The 23438-nt window shown below is 59.6% G+C and carries 25 protein-coding genes; 6 read left to right on the forward strand and 19 right to left on the reverse strand.

The annotated features are described in order from the left end of the window. Positions 1-133 precede the first annotated feature (133 nt). From T3A99_RS08795 to T3A99_RS08820, 5 genes are all read right to left on the reverse strand, one after another. Complete coding sequence (locus T3A99_RS08795; protein ID WP_047228266.1) at positions 134-493, reverse strand: hypothetical protein; 360 nt, start codon at positions 491-493, stop codon at positions 134-136. A gap of 90 nt (positions 494-583) precedes the next feature. Beyond that, the gene (locus T3A99_RS08800; RefSeq protein WP_076383858.1) at positions 584-787 is read right to left on the reverse strand and encodes a hypothetical protein; all 204 of its coding nucleotides are present in this window, start codon (positions 785-787) and stop codon (positions 584-586) included. A 69-nt stretch (positions 788-856) separates the two neighbouring features. Beyond that, complete coding sequence (locus T3A99_RS08805) at positions 857-1024, reverse strand: hypothetical protein (RefSeq protein ID WP_171061338.1); 168 nt, start codon at positions 1022-1024, stop codon at positions 857-859. 193 nt (positions 1025-1217) lie between these two features. Continuing rightward, entirely contained in the window at positions 1218-1634 is a 417-nt protein-coding gene (locus T3A99_RS08810; protein WP_047228264.1) for a glycine zipper domain-containing protein, read from the reverse strand. A 681-nt stretch (positions 1635-2315) separates the two neighbouring features. After that, the gene (locus T3A99_RS08820; protein WP_274090945.1) at positions 2316-4508 is read right to left on the reverse strand and encodes a response regulator; all 2193 of its coding nucleotides are present in this window, start codon (positions 4506-4508) and stop codon (positions 2316-2318) included. Between the two features lie 251 nt (positions 4509-4759). Between T3A99_RS08820 and T3A99_RS27845 the strand changes: the two genes are divergently transcribed. From T3A99_RS27845 to T3A99_RS08830, 3 genes are all read left to right on the forward strand, one after another. Then, entirely contained in the window at positions 4760-5062 is a 303-nt protein-coding gene (locus tag T3A99_RS27845) for a hypothetical protein (RefSeq protein ID WP_196304608.1), read from the forward strand. A 455-nt stretch (positions 5063-5517) separates the two neighbouring features. Beyond that, entirely contained in the window at positions 5518-5796 is a 279-nt protein-coding gene (locus T3A99_RS08825) for a hypothetical protein (protein ID WP_047228260.1), read from the forward strand. A gap of 104 nt (positions 5797-5900) precedes the next feature. After that, entirely contained in the window at positions 5901-6167 is a 267-nt protein-coding gene (locus T3A99_RS08830; RefSeq protein WP_047228259.1) for a hypothetical protein, read from the forward strand. A 128-nt stretch (positions 6168-6295) separates the two neighbouring features. Here T3A99_RS08830 and T3A99_RS08835 read toward each other — a convergent pair whose 3' ends face one another. The 9 genes from T3A99_RS08835 to glcD all read right to left on the reverse strand — a co-directional run bounded on the left by T3A99_RS08835 (position 6296) and on the right by glcD (position 16732). Further along, the gene (locus T3A99_RS08835) at positions 6296-6739 is read right to left on the reverse strand and encodes a DUF4124 domain-containing protein (RefSeq protein ID WP_047228258.1); all 444 of its coding nucleotides are present in this window, start codon (positions 6737-6739) and stop codon (positions 6296-6298) included. Positions 6740-6904: 165 nt separating this feature from the next. Then, positions 6905-7321 carry a hypothetical protein gene (locus T3A99_RS08840; RefSeq protein WP_047228257.1) on the reverse strand — a complete coding sequence of 139 codons (417 nt, stop codon included), beginning with the start codon at positions 7319-7321 and terminating at the stop codon, positions 6905-6907. 429 nt (positions 7322-7750) lie between these two features. After that, complete coding sequence (locus T3A99_RS08845) at positions 7751-8239, reverse strand: GNAT family N-acetyltransferase (protein ID WP_047228256.1); 489 nt, start codon at positions 8237-8239, stop codon at positions 7751-7753. 92 nt (positions 8240-8331) lie between these two features. Continuing rightward, the gene (locus T3A99_RS08850) at positions 8332-10029 is read right to left on the reverse strand and encodes an L-lactate permease (RefSeq protein WP_322834226.1); all 1698 of its coding nucleotides are present in this window, start codon (positions 10027-10029) and stop codon (positions 8332-8334) included. Between the two features lie 249 nt (positions 10030-10278). Next, a complete protein-coding gene (locus tag T3A99_RS08855; protein WP_322834227.1) occupies positions 10279-12456 on the reverse strand; it encodes a malate synthase G in 2178 nt (725 codons plus the stop codon). A gap of 78 nt (positions 12457-12534) precedes the next feature. Further along, positions 12535-12936 carry a heme-binding protein gene (locus tag T3A99_RS08860; RefSeq protein ID WP_047228253.1) on the reverse strand — a complete coding sequence of 134 codons (402 nt, stop codon included), beginning with the start codon at positions 12934-12936 and terminating at the stop codon, positions 12535-12537. A gap of 12 nt (positions 12937-12948) precedes the next feature. Continuing rightward, positions 12949-14166 carry a glycolate oxidase subunit GlcF gene (glcF, locus tag T3A99_RS08865; protein WP_322834228.1) on the reverse strand — a complete coding sequence of 406 codons (1218 nt, stop codon included), beginning with the start codon at positions 14164-14166 and terminating at the stop codon, positions 12949-12951. 2 nt (positions 14167-14168) lie between these two features. Then, entirely contained in the window at positions 14169-15227 is a 1059-nt protein-coding gene (glcE, locus tag T3A99_RS08870; RefSeq protein ID WP_416221549.1) for a glycolate oxidase subunit GlcE, read from the reverse strand. 5 nt (positions 15228-15232) lie between these two features. Beyond that, on the reverse strand, positions 15233-16732 hold the full coding sequence (glcD, locus tag T3A99_RS08875; RefSeq protein ID WP_107322042.1) for a glycolate oxidase subunit GlcD: 1500 nt from the start codon (positions 16730-16732) through the stop codon (positions 15233-15235). 250 nt (positions 16733-16982) lie between these two features. On the opposite strand from glcD, the gene glcC reads away from it, so the two are divergent. Continuing rightward, a complete protein-coding gene (gene glcC, locus T3A99_RS08880) occupies positions 16983-17756 on the forward strand; it encodes a transcriptional regulator GlcC (protein WP_322834230.1) in 774 nt (257 codons plus the stop codon). 101 nt (positions 17757-17857) lie between these two features. Next, on the forward strand, positions 17858-18019 hold the full coding sequence (locus T3A99_RS08885; protein ID WP_076383854.1) for a DUF2986 domain-containing protein: 162 nt from the start codon (positions 17858-17860) through the stop codon (positions 18017-18019). Positions 18020-18285: 266 nt separating this feature from the next. Here the strand turns inward: T3A99_RS08885 and T3A99_RS08890 are convergent, their stop codons facing one another. Next, a complete protein-coding gene (locus tag T3A99_RS08890) occupies positions 18286-19584 on the reverse strand; it encodes an SLC13 family permease (protein WP_139049486.1) in 1299 nt (432 codons plus the stop codon). Between the two features lie 34 nt (positions 19585-19618). Beyond that, on the reverse strand, positions 19619-20443 hold the full coding sequence (locus T3A99_RS08895; RefSeq protein ID WP_316912030.1) for an amidohydrolase family protein: 825 nt from the start codon (positions 20441-20443) through the stop codon (positions 19619-19621). Positions 20444-20609: 166 nt separating this feature from the next. Here T3A99_RS08895 and T3A99_RS08900 point away from each other — a divergent pair, with 166 nt between their 5' ends. Beyond that, entirely contained in the window at positions 20610-21347 is a 738-nt protein-coding gene (locus tag T3A99_RS08900; protein WP_316912031.1) for a GntR family transcriptional regulator, read from the forward strand. Here the strand turns inward: T3A99_RS08900 and dapF are convergent. Genes dapF through T3A99_RS08915 form a run of 3 tightly spaced genes read right to left on the reverse strand, consistent with a single transcriptional unit; the run spans position 21329 to position 23320 of the window. Beyond that, positions 21329-22150 carry a diaminopimelate epimerase gene (dapF, locus tag T3A99_RS08905; RefSeq protein ID WP_316912032.1) on the reverse strand — a complete coding sequence of 274 codons (822 nt, stop codon included), beginning with the start codon at positions 22148-22150 and terminating at the stop codon, positions 21329-21331. The two genes, T3A99_RS08900 and dapF, sit on opposite strands and share 19 nt — an antisense overlap. Further along, on the reverse strand, positions 22141-22506 hold the full coding sequence (locus T3A99_RS08910) for a VOC family protein (protein ID WP_316912033.1): 366 nt from the start codon (positions 22504-22506) through the stop codon (positions 22141-22143). The genes dapF and T3A99_RS08910 overlap by 10 nt, the downstream gene beginning before the upstream one ends. Then, on the reverse strand, positions 22490-23320 hold the full coding sequence (locus tag T3A99_RS08915; RefSeq protein WP_316913240.1) for a helix-turn-helix domain-containing protein: 831 nt from the start codon (positions 23318-23320) through the stop codon (positions 22490-22492). Before T3A99_RS08915 ends, T3A99_RS08910 begins: the two co-directional genes overlap by 17 nt. Positions 23321-23438: the final 118 nt, after the last annotated feature.

The raw sequence follows: 23438 nt of genomic DNA on the forward strand, positions 1-23438 counted from the left end.
ACCTTAAAGGATTCAGCAGAATAACGAGAGTGGCTTGGCACAGGCAACGGGAAATCTGTGTGGGCGACTGTTGCAGCGAGGGCACTTGCCCCCTCGCCGCAACAAGGATCAGGTTCAGATGATGATCAATGCGTTATTGGCTGGAACCACTCGAACCGCCGTCATCGGAGCTACCACCGCTGTCGCTGGTTCCGGCCCCGGTTCCACTGCTGGAGGCATCGCCCCCCATGGAACTGCCGCCGCTCATTGAGCCGCTGCCCGTACCGGGACTGGTGCTGCTGCCACTGGCGTCGCTGCCATTACCGCCCTCCACGGAACCCGGCGGCAAAGCGCCTCCCGTGCCCGATGGCGTGCCGGCTTCCATCTCGGTGGAGGGTGGCATCCCGCCCTTATCTACGGGGGGATTGCCGCCCGAAGACTGGGCGAAAACCGCCATGGAATTGACCGACAGAATCCCGGCCAGGGTCAGCGCGGTCACATTTGATTTCATCATGGTGAGTCTCCCTTTTTAAGGTTACCTACCTGATGTGTGGCAATCGTGACTGGCCGATGGTGCCGATAAATCGACGGGCGGAACCGGCAATCAGCTCGGTTCGCCGGAGGCGTCGTTACCGGCAATGTCCGGATCGTCCGGGCTCGCCTCGATATCCTCATCCTCACTCGGCACCTGCTCTACCCCGGCGTCGTCGTCAGGCGGGCGCTGGTCCCGGCTCAGCGAGTCGGTTGGCGAGGGCAGCGGGTATTCCGGGGTTTCATCGTCGTCAGGGACAGGCGAATCGGCAGTCATGGCAACCTCCTGATGACGGGACAACACGTCATGCAGTTTTGAGAACACGGGCGGTCAGCTTGAGCGACTTCAATCGTAGGACTCGTCCTCGATCTCAGCGTCTTCCACCTCTTCACCCTCGATCAAGGGCACCTGGGCATCGTCCATCAGCGAGCCGGGGTCTTCATTGCCCGGATCATTGACGAAAGGAACGCCCGACGGGCCTTTTTCTTCCGTACCTTCGGTTTCCGGCGTCATGACGCACCTCGCAATTGCTGATGGATGTATGAGTTCGAGGTGCGCAGAGGGGAAACGTTCCGGGTAAATAACCCGGTAAAGAAAACGCCGGACAGCCCTGTGGCCAGACAACCCTGTGAGCAGATAAACCGCAAACCCATGGCGAACAAAAAACCCGGCTCACAGGCCGGGTCTTTCTCATCCAAACATGCGCTTAGCGATGTTTGTTCTTATGTTTGTGCTTGTGCTTCTTACCACCCGAATGACCATCGTTGTCATTGGACAGGTTGCTACCCAATGCACCACCCGCCGCGCCACCAATACCTGCGCCAATGGTGGAGCCCGTCGAGCCGCCCAGGCTGTTACCGACAATCGAACCGCCGGCCGACCCCAAACCACCGCCAATGGCCGCTTCCGTACGGCTGCCCTTACGCGCCCCCACCGCACTGCCGGCTGCACCACCGACACCGGCGCCAATGGCCGCGCCTGTGCTGCCGCCCATCTGTTGGCCGACTACGTTACCCAACGCACCGCCCAGACCACCGCCAACCGCAGCAGTACCGTCACCGGCAGCCATCGCGCCTTGAGCAACCACAAGCCCAAGCACCAAGGTGGATAAAGTCAAACGCATGATAGAAACCTCAAGAATGCCGCATCGGGGAAAGATGGCCGGTACGCGCGGGCGTCAGTCTACGCCAGATAGCGTCGGGCCATGTCACTTGGACAACAAACGGAGGGGTAGTTTTATGACAGGCAAAAAAAAGCCCGCTGGGGAAACGGGCAGGTACTGCGGTTACTGCTTTCTAACGGATGAGCCAAGATTACGCGCCCGCTTGTGAAAGAAACGTGAAAGAAACCGTCGTGAAAAAAAAGATGAAGAATATTTATGCCAGAGGCTGGAATGGTGTCGTGGCGGGGAGCTTGCTCCCTCGCCACGATGACAGGACTGAATTGTAGAGTTGCAACGTTACTTCCTGACCGGGACCCTGGGCAGGAACTTGGCCTTTTCCCCTCGCGGCACTTTGGACACCTTGGTCCTGATGGATTTGATCGGCTCGTCGCCAAAGTCCGCCCTATAGGCCGATTGCCCACACTGCAAACCTTCATTGATCGGATATGCGGCTCCGTTATCCTCGCTGTACGGTGCTCCCATCGCCTTTCCCCTTTTCGTCGAGGCCCACACCGGCAACAACCCGTTGCCTGAAAAATATAGGCCTTCACGACTTTCAGACTAGTCGGTCATCAAAGGACTGATTATTCAGGCAAGCGTCTGGCCGACGAATGGAGCTGCGTGACTTGCCCACGGACCGCTTTATTCAATCCGCCCCGCCATCGCGCGGCTCAAGATCCGGGAAACCTGATCGGCCGAATAGGGCTTGGATAGAAACTCGAAATCTTCATGGCCACGGTGGGCCAGCTCCTCGCTATAACCCGACGTCAGGACCACCGGCAGATCCGGGCGGCGCCGGCGCAGTGCCTTGGCCAGGGCAATGCCGCTGATGCCGGGCATGACGACGTCGGAAAATACCGCGTCGAACGCCATCGCATCCGGGCCAACCATATCCAGAGCCTCCTCGGCGTTGGTCGCCCAGGCCGTTTCGTAGCCCAGATCCTGCAGGATCTGATTGGCAAAACGCCCGACCTCCAGGTTGTCCTCCACGATCAACACCCGACGCTTGCCCTTTTCCAGCAGCAGGGGCGTGGTTTCCTCCCGGTTGGGCTCATCAATCTCTTCGGGCTCGACTTCCGGCAGGTACAAGGTAAACACCGTCCCCTCCCCGACCACGGTCGAAACATCCACGTTGCCGCCAGACTGTTTGGCAAAACCGAACACCTGGGACAACCCCAGCCCGGTGCCCTTGCCCACTTCCTTAGTGGTAAAGAACGGCTCGAAAATATGCTCCAGGACTTCTGCCGCAATGCCGGTGCCGGTGTCCGCCAGGGCAATGGCGGCAAAAGACTGCCCGGCTCCCGCGTGACCTCGGATCGGCGGCATGCCAGCACCGCCAATGAGCCGCAGCGACAACGTGCCTTGCCCATCCATGGCATCCCTGGCATTGAGGGCCATGTTGATCAGCGCCGTTTCAAACTGGCTCAAGTCAGCGCGGATGTAACAAGGCCGGTCGCTCAGCTCGACCTTGACCTGAATCCGCGCCCCCGTGACGGTCTGCAGCATGTCGCCGAGGCTTTGCACCTGCTTGCCCACATCGATGACTTGCGGTTTCAACGGCTGACGCCGGGCGAAGGCGAGCAACTGGCTGGTCAGCTTGGCGGCACGCTCCACCGTCTCGGAAACCGCCGTCATGTAGCGGTTGCGCCGCTCATCGGACAGATTGGGCATGCGCAGAAAGTCGACGGAGGAACGAATGATCGTCAGCAGGTTGTTGAAGTCGTGGGCCACCCCGCCGGTGAGCTGGCCGATGGCTTCAAGTTTCTGCGACTGGCGCAGGGCCGCTTCGGTCTGTTTCAGGCGCGTGGTGCGTTCCTCGACCCGCTCCTCCAGTGTCGCGTTCAGTTCCGCCAGGGCCGCGAGCCCCTCGCGCACGGCGGCGTCCGCGCGGGTCCGCTCGATGTGAGCCCAGGATCGTTCGGTCACTTCCATCAGCAGCGCCAGATCGTTGCTGGACCAGACCCGCGGCGTTTTGTCGTGGATGGCCATCAATGCGGTCAAACGTCCGTTCTTGATCAGCGGCACGCAAATGGTCGCTGCGATACCGATCGCCTGGAACGTCGCCGCTTCCTCGGGCGCCAGCTCCTTGAGGTTATCGTTGACCACCAGGGGTTTGCCAGCCCGCAGGTTGGCAACCGCCAGCCGACCGAAATCCGCCAGTCGGTAATGCCCGACAATACTGGGTGACCCCGCCCGAGCCCAATCACCGCGAATGGTGAAGCCATCCTCGTCCTCATCCATATCCGCATAGGCGCAATTGGACAGGTTCAGGTGCGCCGCCAGAATCCGCGTGGTGGTGGCCATGATGGCCTGTGGGTCGGTGGCATTCGCCACGGCATTGCCAATGGCATCCAGCACCGCCAGGCGCTGGGTCATGAACACCGTGGAAGTGGTCTCGGTGACGGTGTCCAGCATGCCCACGACCTTGCCGAACTGATCACGGATGGGGCTGTAGCAGAACGTGAAATACGCCTGTTCCAGGCCGCCGCCACGCTCGATGATCAGGGGGAAATTCTCGATATAAGTCGCCTGCCCCTCGAAGGCCGCCCGCACAATCGGGCCGATGTCGCTCCAGACTTCCTTCCACACCTCATCGAACCGCCGACCCAGCGCTTGGGGTTTATTGCCGAGGATGGGCACGAAGGCATCGTTGTACAACGTGATCAGTTCCGGCCCCCACACGATGGCCTGGGGGAAATGCGAGGCGAGGCTCAACGCTACGGTGGTCTTCAGCACATCGGGCCACTGTTTCGGCGGCCCGAGCGGGCTGGCGTCCCAATCGTGGCCGCGTACCCGTTCAGCCATCTCTCCATAGCTTTGCAGCCAGTCTGTCATTGCGATCGATCCTTCTCAGCCGCCAATACAATCAGGGGGAAGCGGTTGTGACCCCAAGCCGGGCCGTATTATCCCGCGCCGGAGGGGAATGCGCGATTGGATTGTGGGACGTGTAGGGCTGTAAATGGGGGTGGAATGGCGGAATTGGCTGATTGAGCTACGGAAATGTCCCACATGTCATTGGGAAACCTCCGCGCTATCAATCCCTTGCGTAGTTTTTGCGGGGGTCTCTATAGTCGTGCAGCGCCCAGATGCCGACTGCATCCTCAGCCTTCTCCGTGCCGGAGGTACGAAATGCTTGCTACGACTTCGAACGTAAAACCCTCCACGACGCTACTGGCGGACAGCTTCTGGATGAAGATTTGGCAGAGTGGAGCTTTGAGCATCCAGGAAGCCGAAAGGCGGGCGCTGGGCTCGCAACGTTTAAAAGAGGCCTACTCGTCGGTACCCTTCTACGCCAAGAAGGCCGCTCGAGACTCGCAGTTCTGGAGCAAATTTTACGCGAGCCGCGTGAATTCGTAGAGAACGGTCATCTCACAGGGATTTTCTATTAACAATAATGAAAATCTCGCCCCATTCCTTCCCTGGCTACGCCCGTGGCTACTGCTCCTCTCCTCCATGGCATTTACCCACCAGAAGACGTAAGTGATAGCTCTGGTGAGTTGTAGGACATACAGCTCGAGCGCTGACGACTAAGGCACCGTCCTACATATGATTGGGAATCCCCTTCCCTATCAATCCCTTGCGTATTTTTTGTGGTGGCGCCTATAGTCTGGGCGTCGCCCAAAATGGCGACCGGGTTTGGCGACTCGATTGACACAAGTGCAACGGTGCTTTCTGCTGTGGCAGGAGCACCCTTGTGCCCACAGAACTGCTTTATGGCAGCTGTGCACGGGAGACCTTCGGGTCTGCCGGCTGCTTGTGTCTCCGGTTCGCCAACCTGTGTACAGCTGTCACCCTTCGTTTGGCGACGAAGTGTGACAGTTCACTCATGACACAAGGAATTGATATGAACCAATACATGAGCCTTACCAGCAACGCCGACGACCAACCCCTCTACGTCGATACTTGCGCCCCGCTACACATCCTGCTCGATGCAGCCGCCTACCGAATCCGTGCCGCTACTCAGTTTCTTGAGAATATTGCGATGCGCGATGAGCAGAGCGCTGATCCCGCGACTCTTCAGGATTTGGCACAGCTTTGCTGCATTCCGCTGCGTGACGGTTGCGACGTGATGGATGTGATTGCCAGGCGGCTGGATGCGGCGCCGGCGGGATCCGTTCTATAGGCCACAAAGCCCCTGGTTCTAAACGAATCCGGGGCTTTCATTTACCACCACCTAACGCGATACCGGCACCGCTAGTAATGTAGTAGTAAGTAGAGGAATCTCCATTGACTCAAACAGCGGTTGATAGCGTCGAGGCTAAGGTCCGCAGGCTTGCTAAAGCCCATGATGTCACTGCTGAACTTGACGACATGAGTCGTATGGCCGTGACCATTACCCGTATGGCTGGCGATGTTGTCGAGTTGGACGACATCGAACGGTTGCTCGTCAACCTCAAGAGGAAAGGCGTTCTGAGCAAGTCAGAAATCCTGACGCTTCAGGGCGAGTTCCTTCAGGAGAAGAAGCGCGTCAAGAAACGTTTTGAGATCAAGTGAGTAGATGGTCGGGCCAGTCTGCTGCAGGTCCTATACATGAGAGCTGATCTACGACTATTCAGAAAATTTGAGCCGCGCGAAAGCCTGGTCACGCGAGACTATCAATTCAAACTCGTCATCCAAAAAAATTATTGTTGGTAGTAAAGCTCTCGAGCCTCCTCTCTCAGGCGCATAGCTTTTTCGTGATTGGTTTCGCTACCCTTATTCTTGATCACCGTCACGCCCGGGACTTTCGGTTTCAGGCTGTCAAGGTACTCCTCCTGAGCCCTTAAGCGTCGCTTGATACGACCATCCCTTGTATCTTCATCAGCGGAATCCCGGACTACAATCGGAGAGTTACGAGAGGAATCCCGATCCACGCTTAGTTTTTTTTGCTGCCCAGATGATGGTTTGATGGGCTCCCCCATGTTGTTGATTTTCAGCTCTTGTAGCTCTGCGCTCCCACTTGCGGTTCCGCACCCGAAGTTCGAGAAAATCACGTGGCCATCCGGGGTGATGCATTTGTAAACATCCGCAGCTTGGACGATAGAGCTAAAAAGTGCCGCCGATACCAAGAGCGAAGCCCATTTCATGATATCCCTCCAAGAAAGCTGAACGTCACAGCAAACTGCTGTGACGCGCCCAACATCCGAACCTAATCGTAAAAAGTGCAGTTGCATTGATGATAGCCGAATGATAAAAATTTCTGCCGTGCGCGCGGTAGATTGAGCAAGCAGGGTAATTTTTCGGCCGGCGGCTTAGTTGAACTTGCCGAGGTAAGTGATAGCTACTGTGCTTTCCGGCAAACGCACTACAGGTTCAACTTGAGTGGAACTTGAACGTCGATCGCCCCAGATGGCATCCAGACCGACCATGATGAAGTGGGTGAATTCGGCCGCTTTGGAACTTACCAGCGCTCTCTCTTCTGGGCAGCGAATTTTCGTGATGACATCTTCTAGGCTGCCGGGAAATTCAACGAAATCCGGGTCCATGTGGAACTCCAGTTCCTCGGCCAATCGCCAGGTCGGATTGCGGTCTTCCCATGCGGAATACTCGGCCTCGGTTGCGCTTTCGGGAGGCTCTGACTCCCACTGTTCGAATACATACTGTTGCGCCTCGGCGTCACTGACGAAGGTCGCGCCGAATAGATGAAAGGGCCAGTAACCATCTTGCATGGCAAGGTCTCGGATCTTGAGGGATTGGTAGGGATGATAGCCGGGAAGTGATAAGTGGTCAGTTGATCAGCCAAGATGCCCCATGACGAAAGCAGCACTCGCCCCCAAAGCAGTCTGCGAGATTCCCTCACACCGGGTATGTCTTGAGTTATGAAGCTGCTTTGTCAGAAACGCTCAATCCCTAACGATAAGACGCATTTGCTCCCCCTCTGGTAAACCGTCGTTTTCTCGACAAGGTAGCCTGAAATCCCCACTAGTTGCCGGTCAAGAGTCTCAGACCGGACGCGCCGTAGCGACAATGTCGCAGCTCAAGAACCCTTCGTTCACAAGCACAACAGCTTCATCACCTTGTGAAAGAATCACGAAATAGCAAGTTTCGAAGACGATCTCGACGCCTAACTCTCAGACAAGTCGAAGATCAGTTGAGTACTAGGACCGGCCCGCCCTACCGCAGGACATATGGATAAGCGCCGATCTACGATTATCCAGCGCAGTGCGTTCTTCAATGGCAAAGGGCAAAAAGCCCAGTTTCGGATAAAGCAGCAACCCCGCCGTATTTTCATTGAAACAGGAGATATGCACCTCTGAAGCGTCATAGCGGTCGAAAGCCAGCGCTGTCATTGTCTTCACAATGAAGCTCGCCACGCCTTTACCTCGTGCCTGTTGAGCGACGATGACATTGCCAATACAACAAACCCCACCCATTTCAGCTCGATAGAAGTTGGCAAAACCGACGACGTTATTTCCCCTTTCAAAAATCGTTGAGTCAGATCGTTGGTTAATCGCGTCAGACAGCTGAACCTCAGTCAGAGGGTATTGAGCTTTCGGGAACATATAAAACAGTTCCCGAGCGTCCTGGGGAAAACTGCAGATGGTTTTGATGTCATCAACCATCACTGGCCTGTATCGCAATGTCATCGCACGTCCTTGAGATTCATACGCTTGGTTTTAGCCCTGCTCGACTCGCCTGACCGAAGCTGCCCGCCCCATCAGCGGGCAGCCTGCAGGTTTCAGGACTTCGTCAGCGGATCGCTGATACCCAGCAGATAGAAGCCGATCATGCCGATGATACCGGCCAGGACGATGTAGTACAGCGTCGGCAGCATGGTTTTGCGCAGGGTGATGCCTTCGCGGCCCAGCAGGCCGACTGTCGCCGACGCCGCCACCACGTTGTGGATGGCTATCATGTTGCCGGCCGCCGCGCCTACCGATTGCAACGCCACCATCAGCGCGCCGGAGATGCCCAACAGTTGCGCGGTGTTGAACTGGAACTGCGCCAGCATCAGGTTGGACACGGTGTTGGAGCCGGCGATGAATGCGCCCAGTGCGCCCACCGCCGGGGCGAAGAACGGGTACACGCTGCCGACACTGTCTGCGACCAGACGCGCCATTGCCACCGGCATCGACACCAGGTCCGATCCGTTCACCCCTGAGTTGATCAGGATACGCACCATCGGGATGGTGAAGATCAACACGAAACCGGCGCCCAGCAAGGTTTTGCTCGATTCGCTCACCGCTGCTACCAATTCGCTCGCGCGCATGCGGTGCAAGAAGAATGTCATCAGCGCCACCACGCAGAGCAGGCCACCTGGCAGGTAGAGCAATTCCAGGCTGGCGGACACACCCGTCTCACCCAGAATGTCTTTGGCTCCGAAGCTCAGGGACAGCAGCCAGGCCTTGAGCGGTGGAATATTGCGCGACAGCACCAACAACACGGCCAGCAGCACATAGGGTGCCCAGGCCATGGGGACGGAAATCGCTTTCTTGCCGGCCATGTCGTCGAGTTTCATCTCGATCCTGCCCATCCACTCCGCCGGCCACTCGCTGGCCGGGGCAAAATCCCAGGTGGTCTTGGGCAACAGGAAGCGCGCTTTGGCAGCCGGGATCACGATGCTCAGGCCCACCAGGGCACCAATCATCGAGGGGAATTCCGGGCCGAGGAACACCCCAGCGGCGGCGTAAGGAATGACGAAGGCGAGCCCGGTGAAGATCGCAAACGGCGCCATGACCAGGCCTTCGCGCCAGGATTGGTTCTTGCCGAAGAAGCGGGTCATGATGCTGACCATGATCAGCGGCATGAGAATCCCGCAAAGGGCATGGATGATCGCCACCCGCGAGACGATCAGATGGAAGAACATGTCCCAGTTGCTGCCGACCGCAGCCAATTGCGCGCCGAGACCGGTCTGGTCAAGTCCGCCTGTGACCCCGACCACCATGGGCGTGCCGACGGCACCAAAAGACACCGGCGTGGATTGCACCAGCATGCCGAGTACCACCGCGGCCATGGCCGGGAAGCCCAGCGCGACCATCAACGGTGCGACTACCGCCGCAGGTGTGCCAAAGCCCGAAGCGCCCTCGATGAAGCAGCCGAACAGCCAGGCCACGATCAGCGCCTGGACCCGTCGGTCCGGGCTGATATTGGCAAAGCCGAGGCGAATGGAACTGATTCCGCCGGAATGTTTGAGGGTGTTGAGCAACAAAATGGCGCCGAAAACAATCCACAGGATCGCCGCCGTGAGGACGAGGCCCTGCAGCGAGGACGCCAGGACCCGATTCCACGTCATGTCCCAGGCCCCGAGGCCGATCAGCGCCGTCAGTACGAAGACCACGGGCATGGCGTATTTGGCTGGCCAGCGAAAGCCGATCAGTAACACGCCCGCCAGTACCAGCGGCACGAAGGCCAGGATGGACAGCAGTGTTTGACTCATGGTTTTGGTTCCTTTTTATTGTTGTGAACCACAGTTTGCCGGGGGTATCCGGCGCCACGCATCCAGAGCACAGGTGCTCCGCGAACCGCGTCGACAGGGGATCACCCGTCGCCGCGCTCATGCTCAAGGGCCCCGGCAGCCATGGACTGTCGGGGCCTGTTGTACGGCGCCCCCGCTAACGCAGGGGCTTTCAGGGCTACGGTCACGACGCACACCGCAGCACCCTCGACAATTGAAGAGCGTGCCTCCTCAGGCCTGTTGCTTGAACCGTAGACGCCAGGCGTGCAACAGCGGCTCGGTGTAGCCGCTGGGTTGCTCGCGGCCTTTGAACACCAGGTCGCAGGCGGCCTGAAACGCCATCGAAGCAGCATAGTCGGCGGCCATGGGGCGATACAGCGGATCGCCGGCGTTCTGCTGATCGACCACCTTGGCCATGCGCTCAAGGCTTGCGCGCACTTGAGTCTGGCTGACGACGTTGTGGTGTAGCCAGTTAGCGATGTGTTGGCTGGAAATACGCAGGGTGGCGCGGTCTTCCATCAGGCCGACGTTGTGGATATCCGGCACTTTGGAGCAGCCCACGCCCTGCTCGACCCAGCGCACCACATAACCGAGGATGCCCTGGCAGTTGTTGTCCAGCTCTTGCTGGATCTGGCTGGCGCTCCAGTCAGGCTCGGCCACCACCGGCACGCTGAGCAGGCCATTGAGCAGGTCGTCGCGCTGACTGTTGAGGCCAATGGCTTCCAGCTCGCGCTGCACCGCCTGCACATCCACCTGGTGGTAGTGCAAGGCATGCAAGGTGGCGGCGGTCGGCGACGGGACCCAGGCCGTGTTGGCGCCGGCCTGGGGATGGGCGATCTTCTGCTCAAGCATGGCGGCCATCAGGTCCGGCATGGCCCACATCCCCTTGCCAATCTGCGCCCGACCACGCAGACCGCAGCTCAAGCCAACCAGCACGTTGTTGCGCTCGTAGGCCTGGATCCAGGCGCTGCTCTTCATGTCGCCCTTGCGCAGCATCGCGCCGGCCTCCATGGCGGTGTGCATCTCATCACCGGTGCGGTCGAGGAAGCCGGTGTTGATGAAGGCCACCCGCGCCGCCGCGCTGGCGATACACGCCTTGAGGTTGATACTGGTGCGGCGCTCTTCGTCCATGATCCCCATCTTCAGGGTGTGCCGGGGCAAGTGCAGCAGGTCTTCGATGCGCGTGAACAACTGATCGGCAAAGGCCACTTCAGCCGGGCCGTGCATCTTCGGCTTGACGATATAAATGCTGCCGGTACGCGAGTTACCGTGGCGCTGAAGGTCATGCAGGGCGATCAAGCTGGTCATCACCCCGTCAAGGATGCCTTCGGGGATCTCGTGGCCTTCGCCGTCGAGGATCGCCGGGTTGCTCATCAGGTGCCCGACGTTGCGCACAAACAGCAACGAACGGCCGTGCAGCTTCAACGCTCCGCCAGCGGCAGCGGTGTACTCGCGGTCCGGGTTCAAACGGCGCACGATGGATTTGCCGCCCTTTTCCAGCGCTTCGCTGAGGTCGCCTTTCATCAGACCGAGCCAGTTGCGGTAGATCAGCACTTTATCGACCGCATCGACCGCCGCGACGGAGTCTTCGCAGTCGAGAATGGTCGACAGCGCGGACTCCACCAGCAGATCCTTGACCCCTGCGCCATCGCTGGCGCCAATCGGGTTACCGGCATCGATCTGGATTTCCACGTGCAGGCCGTTGTTTTTCAGCAGCACCGCTGTCGGCGCGCTGGCCTGGCCCTGATAACCGACGAACTTGTCGGCCTGGGCCAAACCGGTCTGGGTGCCGTCAGCCAGGGTCACGTGCAGTTGCCCCTCACTGACTCGGTAATTGACCGAGTCGGCATGCGAGCCAATGCGTAAAGGCACTGCCTGATCGAGAAACGCGCGGGCGAAGGCGATGACTTTGTCACCACGCACTTGGTTGTAGCCCGGGCCCTTTTGAGCACCACCGTCTTCAGCGATGGCATCGGTACCGTACAACGCATCGTACAAAGAACCCCAGCGCGCGTTGGCGGCGTTCAACGCGTAGCGGGCATTCATCATCGGCACCACCAGCTGTGGACCGGCCTGGTGGGTGATCTCGCTGTCGACGTTGGCGGTGCTGACCCGCACCGTGTCTGGCTGCGGCAACAGGTAGCCGATGGACTCGAGAAAATCGCGATAGGCCGGCATGTCGCTGATCGGGCCTGGGTGCGCGCGGTGCCAGCTGTCCAGCTTCGCCTGCAGCGCATCGCGCTCGGCCAGCAGCGCACGATTGTGCGGCGCCAGGTCATGCACCAGGGCGTCGAAGCCGGCCCAGAACGCCTCGCGTTCAATCCCGGTGCCGGGCAGCACTTGCTCGTCGACGAAACGTTGCAGGTTGACGGCCACTTGCAGGCGCTGGCAATTCACGCGATCAGTCATTTTCACTCTCCAAAAAACAGTAGGTGGCCGGCGTCAGGTGTCAGCGCGGCTCACTGAACAGGCGCCTAGCCCTTGTAATCAGCCCAATGCGGCGATACCGGCTTTGGCCACTTGGGCGTCCTGATCGGCCTTGACCCCGGAAACGCCCACCGCGCCAATCACCTGGCCGTCGACAATCACCGGCACGCCACCTTCCAGCGAAGTCAGCAGCGGCGCGGACAGGAACGCGCTACGCCCGCCATTGACCATGTCTTCATAACCTTTGGTTTCACGACGCCCGATGGCGGCGCTGCGGGCCTTCTCGGCGGCGATGTAGGCGGCGATCGGTGAGCAGCCATCCAGGCGCTCCAGGGCCAGCGGGTGACCGCCGTCGTCGACCACGCTGATGCTCACGGCCCAGTGGTTTTTCTCCGCTTCACTGCGGGCAGCGGCGAGGATTTTGCTAACTTCGGTCTGGCTCAATACGGCTTTGCTAAGCATGTTGTTCTCCGGTTAATTCAGGGCTTCTTCGACCAGTTCGATCCAATGCCGCACAGGGGTGCGACCGGCGCCGTCGAGGTGGGTCTGGCAGCCGATGTTGGCGGTGACAATCACCTGCGGCTTACCGCTTTCCAGGGCATTGAGTTTGTTGTCGCGCAACTGCCTGGACAGCTGCGGCTGGGTTAACGAATAGGTCCCGGCGGAGCCGCAACACAGGTGACTGTCGGGCACAGCCGTCAAACCGAACCCGAGGCGAGCGAGCACGCTCTCCACGGCGCCACCCAGCTTCTGCGCATGTTGCAGAGTGCAGGGGCAGTGGAAAGCCACACGCTTGTCGGCATGCACACCCAATTGCTCCAGAGGTTCGACGCTGAGCACTTCAACCAGGTCTTTGGCCAGCGTACTGACGCGCCTGGCTTTCTCGGCGTAGGCCGGGTCCTGCGCCAACAGATGGCCGTAATCCTTGACGAAGGCGCCGCAGCCGCTGGCGGTCTGCACAATGGCCTCGGCGCCCTGCTCGATGGCGGGCCACCAGGCATCGATGTTGCGCCGCGCACGCTGCAAGCCTTGCTCTTGGGCGTCGAGGTGGTAGTCCACTGCGCCGCAGCAACCGGCTTCATTGATCGGCGTGACGCTGATGCCGAGGCGATCGAGCACCCGCGCCGTGGCGGCATTGGTGTTAGGTGCCAGGCCAGGCTGCACACAGCCCTCAAGCATCAGCACACGGCGTGCATAGCGTGGCTCGGGGCGGGGTTTGGCGGCACTGGCAGTACGCGGCAATTTGGCCTTGAGGCTGGCCGGCAACAGCGGACGGAAAACCTGGCCGACCTCAATCAGCCCTTTGAACAGCCGCGCATGAGGCACCACGGCACGCAGGCTTTGACGCAATACGCGCTGAGCCAGCGGGCGCGGCACGGCGGCATCGACTACCGCGCGGCCGATATCCAGCAGATTGTGATATTGCACGCCCGACGGGCAGGTGGTCTCGCAGTTGCGACAGCTCAGACAGCGATCCAGGTGCAGTTGGGTCTTGGCGGTGACTTCGTTGCCTTCCAGCACTTGCTTGATCAGGTAAATACGCCCGCGCGGGCCGTCCAGCTCGTCACCGATAAGCTGGTAGGTCGGGCAGGTGGCGTTGCAAAAGCCGCAATGCACACAGCTGCGCAGGACGCTTTCGGCTTCTTCGGCGCGGGGCAGGTGCTTGGCCTGTTCACTCAGATGGGTCTGCACAACTACACCTCGCGATACATTCGGCCAGGGTTGAAAATTCCCTGGGGGTCAAGCTGGGTTTTGAGCTGTTGGTGGTAGCGCAGCAACGGGGCGGCCAGCGGATGGAATGGACTGTCGCAGTGGCCGGCGGTGAAACAGGTGGCGTGACCACCGGCTTGGGCGGCGATCTGGCGGATCAGCGCGACATCGGCATCGGACTTGAGCCAGCGTTGGGCGCCACTCCAATCGATCAGTTGCTCACCGGGCAGCGCCAGCACGCCGGTGTTGGTCGGCACCGACAATCGCCAGAGCGGGCGCGGGTCCGCGAAGAAATCCAGGCGCTGCTCGCGCAGGTCAACCCAGTACGAGCTCTCAAGCAGCTCACCGCCGAGACGCTCACGGGCCGCTGCGACCGAGCCTTCACCACCTTCCAGGCGCAGGTGCAAAGCCTGACCATCATGGCTGGCGGCGCTCAGCGAAATGGGTTGCTGACCCCACTCGGCCAGTTTGCGCAAGGCCAGGGCGGCGTCCATCTCCAGCCGCAGACTCAGGCACTGGCGCGGCTTGGGCAGCACTTTGAGCGACACCTCGGTAATCACTCCCAGGCAGCCAAAGCTCCCGGCCAGCAGCCGCGACAGGTCGTAGCCGGCGACGTTCTTCATCACCTCGCCGCCAAAGCGCAGGTGCTTGCCCGTTCCGGTGATCAAGCGGGTGCCCAGGACCAGGTCACGAACCGCGCCGGACCAAGGCCGGCGCGGGCCCGACAGACCTGCCGCAACCATCCCGCCGAGGGTCGCGGCGCCACCAAACTGCGCAGGCTCACAGGTGAGCATCTGCCCGGCCGCGTCCAGCGCCGCCTCCAGCTCAACCAGCGGCGTGCCGGCGCGGGCGGTGATCACCAACTCGGTCGGGTCGTAGCTGACGATGCCGCGGTGGGCACGGGTATCGAGCACTTCGCCTTCGGCCTTGCGACCGAGAAACGCCTTGCTGTTACCCCCCTGAATGCGCAACGCCGTAGCACTGTTGAGGGCGTGATTGACTTGTTCCAGCAACGCCTCGCTGGCGTCGCAGTCGTGCTGCATCACCATTAGAAGCGCTCCAGTTCAGGAAAGGGCAGTTGGCCGTGGTGCACGTGCATGGCGCCGAATTCGGCACAGCGGTGCAGGGTTGGAATGTTCTTGCCGGGGTTGAGCAGGCCACGCGGATCGAAGGCTGCTTTCACCGCGTGAAACAGGGTCAGTTCATCACTGTTGAACTGAACACACATCTGATTGATCTTCTCGCGCCCCACCCCATGTTCGCCGGTAATGCTGCCGCCCACCTTGACACAGAGTTCGAGAATCTTGCCGCCCAGGGACTCGGCCCGCTCCAGCTCGCCGGGTTGGTTGGCATCAAACAGAATCAATGGGTGCATATTGCCGTCACCGGCATGGAACACGTTGGCCACACGCAGGCCGAACGCCTCGGACAGCTCACTGATGCCCTTGAGCACCCCGGGCAGTTCGCGACGTGGAATGGTGCCGTCCATGCAGTAATAGTCCGGCGAGATACGCCCGACGGCCGGGAAGGCGTTCTTGCGCCCGGCCCAAAACTTGACCCGTTCAACCTCATCGCGAGCCATGCGCACTTCGGTGGCGCCGGCCTCGCCCAGCACCGCGCGGACACGCTCGCAGTCGTCGTGCACGTCGGCCTCCACACCGTCCAGTTCGCACAGCAGGATGGCCTCGGCGTCTACCGGATAACCGGCGTGGATAAAGTCCTCGGCGGCGCGAATGGCCAGGTTGTCCATCATCTCCAGGCCGCCGGGGATGATGCCGGCCGCAATGATTTCACCCACCGCGCGCCCGGCTTTCTCCACCGAATCAAAGCTGGCCAGCAACACCTTGGCCACCTGCGGCTTGGGCAACAGCTTGACGGTGACTTCAGTGATGATCCCCAGCATGCCTTCGGAGCCGGTGAACAAAGCAAGCAGGTCAAAACCGGGGGAATCCAAGGCCTCGCTGCCCAGGGTCATGCGCTCGCCTTCAACCGTGAGGATTTCCACCTTGAGCAGGTTGTGCACGGTCAGGCCATATTTGAGGCAGTGCACGCCGCCGGCGTTCTCGGCGACGTTACCGCCAATCGAACAGGCGATCTGCGAGGATGGGTCCGGTGCGTAATACAGGTCGTAAGGGGCGGCCGCCTGGGAGATGGCCAGGTTACGAACGCCCGGCTGAACGCGAGCGAAGCGCCCTTCTGGATTGACTTCAAGGATGTGCTTGAAGCGCGCCATCACCAGCAAAATCCCCTGGACCAACGGCAGCGCACCACCGGACAAGCCCGTCCCTGCCCCGCGTGCCACCACAGGCACACCGCGTTGATAACAGAGTTTGAGCAGGCGTTCGACTTGTTCGATGCGCTCAGGCAATACCACCAGCATCGGCGTGGTGGTGTAGGCAGAGAGGCCGTCGCACTCGTAGGGTTTGAGATCTTCCTGGGTGTGCAGCACTTCCAGGTCAGGAAGCTGCTGGCGCAGTTCAGCCAGCAGCGCTGACTTGTCCACTTCAGGCAGCGCTCCATCAACGCGCTCGTCGTACAAAATACTCATGGCAGGCTTTCTCGCTTTATTGTTCTTTTTGCCGCGCCGGTAGCGAGCCGGGTTGCTTGTTATGCGCTATATGTAGAGCCTTGCAGGGTGGTCGTCTATCACCGAATAAACTGGTATGACCAGTTTATTCAAGCCAGCCTCTAACCCGTCTTTGCCAAGGGCCTTACCTATAAAGGGGTTAGTGGCTATATTGGGCGCAGCGTGAATGACCATTTAGAACTGGTACTACCAGTTAGCCGAGGCCCCTGACATGCTCGAAGAAACATCCGCCGTTCGCCGCCAGGTCAGTGATGTGGTCGCCGAGCGGATCGAACGATTGATCGTCGATGGCGTGCTCAAGGTGGGCCAGGCACTGCCCTCGGAGCGCCGTCTGTGCGAGAAACTGGGAATATCCCGCTCGGCCCTGCGTGAAGGGCTGAAAGTGCTACGCGGGCGCGGCATTATCGAGACCGCCCAAGGCCGTGACTCACGGGTGGCCACGCTGAACGGGAACCGCGATGCCAGCCCACTGATGCACCTGTTCAATTCGCAGCCGCGCACCCTGTTTGATCTTCTGGAAGTGCGCGCACTGCTGGAAGCCGAATCAGCGCGCCTGGCCGCCTTGCGCGGCACCGATGCAGACTTTGTCCTGCTCACCCGGCGCTACGAAGAAATGCTCGCTGCCCACAGCCAACCAGTACCTGCCGAGCCGCGCGAACATGCCCGCCTTGACCACGCCTTCCACCTGGCGATCTGCGAGGCCTCGCACAACCCGGTGTTGCTGCACACCCTGCAGTCGTTGACCGATTTGATGCTCAGTACGGTGTTCGCCTCGGTCAACAACCTCTACCATCGCCCCATGCAAAAACGCCAGATCGACCGCCAGCACGCCCGGCTCTATCACGCCGTCATCGAGCGCCTGCCAGAACAAGCTCAGCGCGCTGCGCGCGAACACATCCACAGCATCCGCGACAACCTCAAGGAGATCGAACAGGAAGAGCAACGCCTGGTACGTGCGACCATGCGGCTTGAGGGTTGGGGGTAGGTTTCTGGGCAGTAAGGCCGGCTGGGAAGCGCAAAATCACTGCCAGGCTTCACACCAAACTGTCACCATCATCCAAGACTTTGCAAACCGAGTAGAAAAGTATGAATCGTCGTAAAAAAATAAATCAGTTACTGAAAGCTCACGCAAAAAAGGCGAGTGCCAAACTGGCCCCGCCGAAGAAATCCAAATACATCAGTAAGGCTGACCGGTTAAAACTGGCTGCTGAACCCGCTCCAGAGTCAGTCATAACCCCTGAGAGCTGAGTCTTCGATCTTAAGCGCCAGTCGCATCAGCAATGGCGGTGAAAGTGGGGCTGCTGCGCAGCCCAGCGGGAGCAAGCTCCCTCGCCACAGTGGTTCAGGCAGGTCTTGAGTGAATCGCACCTCGATCGTTCCCACGCTCCTGCGTGGGAATGTCGCCAGGGACGCTCCGCGTTCCGCTTCTGGAAGATGACGCAGAGCGTCACGGGATGCATTCCCACGCAGAGCGTGGGAACGATCAACTTCCCAGACCTGCCAAAACGAACTCTTCAGATAAAAGTCAGCGCAAGGTTAAACAGCATGGCCGCGACGAAGCCGATGGGCGCGGCACGCAGCAGCAATTGGGGAAACAGCCGGGTTCGGCTCTGCTCATCGGCGCAGGAGCTCAGGATCAGGCTGCCGCCGGAGGAGAACGGCGAGATAGAGGTGGCTTGGGCGCCAACCACGATGCTGATGAACAGCACCATGGGGTCGATCGACATGGCGGCGGCCAGCGGCGGCACCATGGGGAACAACGCAGGTGTGACCACCCCCAAAGTGCTGGCGAAAATCGACATCAACGCGGCGACGACACCGAACACCAAGGCTACCAGCACCGGTGGGATATTGCCGCCAATCCACGATGCCAAAGCGTCGATGGCACCGGCCTTGATCGCTACCGAAATCAGCATGCCCACACCACAAATCATGATCAGTGTGCCCCACGGCAGCGAGGCGATGGCTTTGCGCTCGTCGCCCAGCTTGAGCATCAACGCGATCACCGAGAACACGCTGGCGATCAGGCCAATGTCCACCTTCGAGTTAACGAACGTCACCGTCGCATTGTCCGGGAACAGGATATGCGCGATGGGGCCGGCCAACACGATCAGCATCATCAACAAGGTCAGCCACAAGGTAATTTTCTGCTCACGGTTGAGCGGGCTCGGCGTCTCGATCGCGACCGCCGCATTCTTCAGCGCACGGCCGTGGCCAGCGAAGAACACGAACGCGGTGATGACCACCAGCGGAATAACCATGGTGCTGGCAAAGATGGCCAGGCCATTGATGAAGGCTTCACTTTCGGGAACACCCAGGCCGGTCATCAGGCCTCGGAAAATGATGCCGCTCTGGCTGGACACGAAATTGGCACCGCCCAGGGCCCCGTAGTTCACCGCCATGCCACCGAGTATCAGGCTCATGCCCGTGCGCTGGCACAGCAGCAGTGTCAGCGGGGCCATGAAAGCCAGCACCGTGTAGTAACCCGCGCCGAGCCCGGCAATCAGGCAAGCGGTCAGGAACACCGCATAAGGCAACAGGTGCGGCACGTTACGACAGAGATAGAGCAAGTGTTCGGCCAGTTTCTCCAGCGTGCCGTTGACGATGGCGAAGCTGTAGAACAGGCAGACCGAGAAGATGATGAAGAAAATCTTCAGCGGCCACATGGCGATGATTTCGGAAGGACTCAAGCCCATGCCGAAACAGCCCAGTAGATAGGCAAAGGCAATGGCGAACAGGCCGATGTTGATTTTGGTGGTGTATCCCAGCGCGACAGCAAGAACGATCGCGGCGACGACGTACAGGCTCATCATGATGTGTGTTCCGTATTATTTTGTTATGGGGAGTTCAACGCGTCGACGCAGCAAAGCCGAACAGGATCGTGGGGTTATCTACCAACACCTGCCGGCGCTCGAGCGGGTCGGGAAGCAAGGCGTGCAGAAAGGCCAATTGCGCGTCGTAGCCGGTGCGCGTCTCGAACTGGGTATGGGGCCAATCGCTGCCCCAGACAAAACGATCCATACCGCCACACGCCTGGCGCAATTGCGCCAACATGCAAGCCGCGCGGGGCAGGTCTGACTGGCTGCGATAGGCGGCAGACAACTTGACCCACAGCCGGTCCTCGCCGAGCAAGGCCAGGAAGCCCTGATGGGCAGGGTTACTCGGGTCGATACCATTGGAGGGAAGACCAAAGTGGTCCACGACTACCGTGACGCCGCTCGCCAGAACGAACGGCACAACGAGGACCAAAGCGTCGAATCCGCACTGGATCTCAACCTGCCAGCCAAGCCGCGCCAGTCGCTGGTAAAACGTCTGCCAGCGGGCATCGGTGTAGTCCTGCGGCGCCTTGCCGATCAGATTCAAGCGAACCCCTACCACGCCAGCCTTGGCCAAAGCTTGGAGCTGTGCATCCTCGATGTCCGGTTCGACCACCGCGATGCCTCGCAAACGCTGCGGGTAACGTTGCAGGGCCTCGACCATGAAACGGTTGTCGGTTCCCAAAAAGCTCGGCTGGATGAGCACACCCTGGGCAAGTCTGCAGCGATCCAGGTGCCCCAGATAGTGCTCGGCCAAGGCGTCGTAATCAGGGCTGTAGCGACGATCACTCGCCATGGGCAAGTCATGCCGGAATATGTGGGCGTGAGTATCTATGCCTTCGAACGACAGGGACATCAGAAGCTGCCTTTGTTGATTTTTTGTGGGAGCCCGCCAGGTATGTAAGGTGATTACAGACCTGAAATTCATATAGATGACTGGATGACCATATCTATAAACAACCAGCCCTGTCAACGCGACGAGTGAGGTAAAGTGGCGCATTGCTTGGATTCGGATTGACGGTATGGCCCTTACACACCTTGGACATGACGAGCGACTGCCGCTCTATCAACGATTGCGCGAAGAGATGCTGGCGAAAATCGCCGCAGGCGAATGGCTGCCCGGTGAAGCCATTCCTACCGAGGCAGAACTGACCCGCCACTATGGCGTTGCGGTAGGCACGGTACGCAAAGCGGTGGAAACGCTGGTCGGGGAAGGGTTGCTGCTGCGCGTCCAGGGCCGTGGCACGTTCGTGCGCCGGCCCAACTTCGACGGTTCACTGTTTCGTTTCTTTCGACAGGTCGATGCCAGCGGTCAATCCCAAGTGCCGCAAAGCCGCATCCTGAGTCGCACCCAGGAACCCCCGGACGCCCACGTGCGCCAGGCGCTGAATCTGACCGAGCACGACGCCACCATCCGCCTGGAGCGTCTGCGCCTCATCAACGGCCGGCCGCTGTTCCACGAGCAGATCTGGCTACCGGCCGCTCAATTTGGCGCCCTGCTCGACACCGACCTGAACGACTTCGGCACCCTGCTCTACCCCTTCTACGAAGAACGCTGCGGCATGCGCGTCGCATCAGCCCGGGAAACCCTCACCGTCACCTCGGCCGATGAGCCACTGGCCGCCACGCTGGGAGTCACCGCCGGCAGCCCAGTGGTGGTAGTTGAACGGGTGGCCCTGGGCTACGACCGTCAACCGCTGGAATACCGACTGTCGCGCGGCGCAGCTGACACTTTTCGCTATCAGGTGGAGATTTGCTGAAAACTATCGGGAATAACTCCGGAAAACGTTGCCTCTACCGGCCCGATGAGAAACACCGGTCCCCGGCCATCCCATTGAACCGTCACGCTTCCACCATCACATTCAACCTCAACACAGTGATCCAGCAAGCCACGACGAATCCCGTTCACAGCGGCGCCGCAAGAGCAGGAACCTGAGCCCAGTGCGATGCCACCGCCCCGTTCCCATATGCGCAAACGAATGTGCTTTCGATTGATGACCTGAACGAAATGCACGTTGGTCTTGAGCGGGAACAGCGCACTGCTTTCAATTGCCGGTCCGACTGTCGCGATATCAACGTCGGCCAGATCATCCACAAAGTAAGTGCAGTGTGGGTTGCCCATGCTGCACGCTATCGGGCTACCCGCCAGTGGCAGAACAGCGCTGTCCAGGTCCCCAGCCAGGGGAATGTCCGACCAGCCGAAAAGCGGCTGCCCCATGTTGACGGAAATTGCGCCGGTTGAAATTCGTTCGCACGTGAGCAGACCGCGATGGGTGCGCAGCGTTATCGAAGTCAAATTCGATTCGCGCATCAGCCGATCCGCAGCGCCCCGCGTCGCGCTGCCGCAAACGTCCAGCGTGGAGCCATCTGCATTCCAGAACATCAGGCGTGCGTCTGCATCCTCACAATCGAGCATCACCGCGAGTTGATTGAAACCGATGCCTCGGTTGCGATCACCCATCCGCCGGGCCAGGGCACTGGTTATGGGGTTGGCTGAGTTTCGCGCGTCCACGACAATAAAATCATCGCCATTGGCGTGCATTTTATGAAAGCTCAGCGGCATGCAAACGCTCTACTGGAAATAGAGATGGTGTTGCCATCAGGGTCTTTGGCATTGGCGAATGAATAGCCGTCGGCCTTGTGGGTGGCGCCAAACTTCAAGCCTTGGGCCAGGCACTTCTCCTTGAAGCCCTCAACATCCCGGGTATCAAAAACAAGCTTGACTGTGACCTGCCCCGTTTTAACGCCCTTCCCTGCCGAATGAACCATCAGAATCGCGCCTCCGTTTACAGACCTCAATTCCGTGACGCGATCATCGGCATGCTTTTCACTGACAAAGCCGAAATGTTGCTCATAGAAAGCGCAGGTTGCCGGGACGTTCCGTACGTACAGCATGATTCGATTAAATGTCGGTTCCATGTGTGCTTCCTTGCAGCGATCTTTCGTAAGCATCGGTCATAACTTCCCAGGTTTTCGCATCGGCAGGAATCAAGTGCTCAATACGCAATGAACTCATCGTGATGTCCAGCGGCATGCCGAAGGTGGTGAAGGTCGACATGAATTTCAGTTCCCCATGCAACGAGTTGACTCGCGTCAGCAACAGGGGTGGAAGTTCGTCAGACAGCGTTGAAAGGCTGTCCGGCACTGGTAGGCTTTGCAGAATATCGGCCAGTCCGGGATTGTTCAGGGCCTCTCGAGTTGCCCGTTGCCAGGCCACCCATTTTATTTCCTCGGCATTGTTCAAATGATCGCCCAAACCGCCTGGTTGCAGGAGCGTCACTAACAGGTTCAGCCCTTGCGTTGCGTCTTTGGCAAGGCCCACTAGATCAAACAACACACCGGTACTGGCGTTAGCTGCAAGAACTTCCCAGTGGCTACCCAGGACGATCGCCGGGGCAGGGTTGTTGGCGTGAAGCACATGATTGATGGCATCACGCACCACTTCCATTGACGGTGAGGTAAGCGGCGTCGCTTCGTAACGCGGGGCATAGCCGCAGGCGAGAAAGATCTCGTTACACCGCTCCAAAGGAGCGTCCAATGTCGTCAATAAGTTATGTAGGGTGCTAGGACTCGGTTTGGCACGGCCCGTTTCGATACAACTGAGATGGCGCTGAGAAACTCCGCTAATCAATGCGAGGTCCAGCTGACTTAACCCGGCTTGTTGGCGCAACTGACGCAGTTGCACACCCGCTGCGACGGGGGGCGTTGTTCGAGGAAAAGGTTGGCTGCTCATGCGCTGACTCTGGCATTTCGGGTGGGCGGCGTCCATGACCTCAGAGGTCATTGCAGCCAGGGCGGTCATATCACTAGCCTGACTCAACTGACCGATGATCTTGTCCAAGGAGGGCAAA

Origin of the sequence: Pseudomonas sp. N-137, from assembly GCF_034555295.1 — a bacterium.
GTDB lineage: Bacteria > Pseudomonadota > Gammaproteobacteria > Pseudomonadales > Pseudomonadaceae > Aquipseudomonas > Aquipseudomonas rhizophila.

What these genes read in the sequence shown, in the direction of transcription:
- T3A99_RS08800 (WP_076383858.1), bottom strand. Translation starts at nt 787, where the DNA reads ATGACTGCCGATTCGCCTGTCCCTGACGACGATGAAACCCCGGAATAC.
- dapF (WP_316912032.1), bottom strand. Translation starts at nt 22,150, where the DNA reads ATGCCGCTGAGCTTTCATAAAATGCACGCCAATGGCGATGATTTTATT.
- T3A99_RS08820 (WP_274090945.1), bottom strand. Translation starts at nt 4,508, where the DNA reads ATGACAGACTGGCTGCAAAGCTATGGAGAGATGGCTGAACGGGTACGC.
- T3A99_RS08845 (WP_047228256.1), bottom strand. Translation starts at nt 8,239, where the DNA reads ATGACATTGCGATACAGGCCAGTGATGGTTGATGACATCAAAACCATC.
- T3A99_RS08795 (WP_047228266.1), bottom strand. Translation starts at nt 493, where the DNA reads ATGATGAAATCAAATGTGACCGCGCTGACCCTGGCCGGGATTCTGTCG.
- T3A99_RS08915 (WP_316913240.1), bottom strand. Translation starts at nt 23,320, where the DNA reads ATGAGCAGCCAACCTTTTCCTCGAACAACGCCCCCCGTCGCAGCGGGT.
- T3A99_RS08850 (WP_322834226.1), bottom strand. Translation starts at nt 10,029, where the DNA reads ATGAGTCAAACACTGCTGTCCATCCTGGCCTTCGTGCCGCTGGTACTG.
- T3A99_RS08900 (WP_316912031.1), top strand. Translation starts at nt 20,610, where the DNA reads ATGGCCCTTACACACCTTGGACATGACGAGCGACTGCCGCTCTATCAA.
- T3A99_RS08835 (WP_047228258.1), bottom strand. Translation starts at nt 6,739, where the DNA reads ATGAAATGGGCTTCGCTCTTGGTATCGGCGGCACTTTTTAGCTCTATC.
- T3A99_RS08840 (WP_047228257.1), bottom strand. Translation starts at nt 7,321, where the DNA reads ATGCAAGATGGTTACTGGCCCTTTCATCTATTCGGCGCGACCTTCGTC.
- T3A99_RS08805 (WP_171061338.1), bottom strand. Translation starts at nt 1,024, where the DNA reads ATGACGCCGGAAACCGAAGGTACGGAAGAAAAAGGCCCGTCGGGCGTT.
- T3A99_RS08885 (WP_076383854.1), top strand. Translation starts at nt 17,858, where the DNA reads ATGAATCGTCGTAAAAAAATAAATCAGTTACTGAAAGCTCACGCAAAA.
- glcC (WP_322834230.1), top strand. Translation starts at nt 16,983, where the DNA reads ATGCTCGAAGAAACATCCGCCGTTCGCCGCCAGGTCAGTGATGTGGTC.
- T3A99_RS08855 (WP_322834227.1), bottom strand. Translation starts at nt 12,456, where the DNA reads ATGACTGATCGCGTGAATTGCCAGCGCCTGCAAGTGGCCGTCAACCTG.
- glcE (WP_416221549.1), bottom strand. Translation starts at nt 15,227, where the DNA reads ATGCAGCACGACTGCGACGCCAGCGAGGCGTTGCTGGAACAAGTCAAT.
- T3A99_RS27845 (WP_196304608.1), top strand. Translation starts at nt 4,760, where the DNA reads ATGCCGACTGCATCCTCAGCCTTCTCCGTGCCGGAGGTACGAAATGCT.
- glcD (WP_107322042.1), bottom strand. Translation starts at nt 16,732, where the DNA reads ATGAGTATTTTGTACGACGAGCGCGTTGATGGAGCGCTGCCTGAAGTG.
- T3A99_RS08860 (WP_047228253.1), bottom strand. Translation starts at nt 12,936, where the DNA reads ATGCTTAGCAAAGCCGTATTGAGCCAGACCGAAGTTAGCAAAATCCTC.
- T3A99_RS08890 (WP_139049486.1), bottom strand. Translation starts at nt 19,584, where the DNA reads ATGATGAGCCTGTACGTCGTCGCCGCGATCGTTCTTGCTGTCGCGCTG.
- T3A99_RS08810 (WP_047228264.1), bottom strand. Translation starts at nt 1,634, where the DNA reads ATGCGTTTGACTTTATCCACCTTGGTGCTTGGGCTTGTGGTTGCTCAA.
- T3A99_RS08825 (WP_047228260.1), top strand. Translation starts at nt 5,518, where the DNA reads ATGAACCAATACATGAGCCTTACCAGCAACGCCGACGACCAACCCCTC.
- T3A99_RS08895 (WP_316912030.1), bottom strand. Translation starts at nt 20,443, where the DNA reads ATGTCCCTGTCGTTCGAAGGCATAGATACTCACGCCCACATATTCCGG.
- T3A99_RS08910 (WP_316912033.1), bottom strand. Translation starts at nt 22,506, where the DNA reads ATGGAACCGACATTTAATCGAATCATGCTGTACGTACGGAACGTCCCG.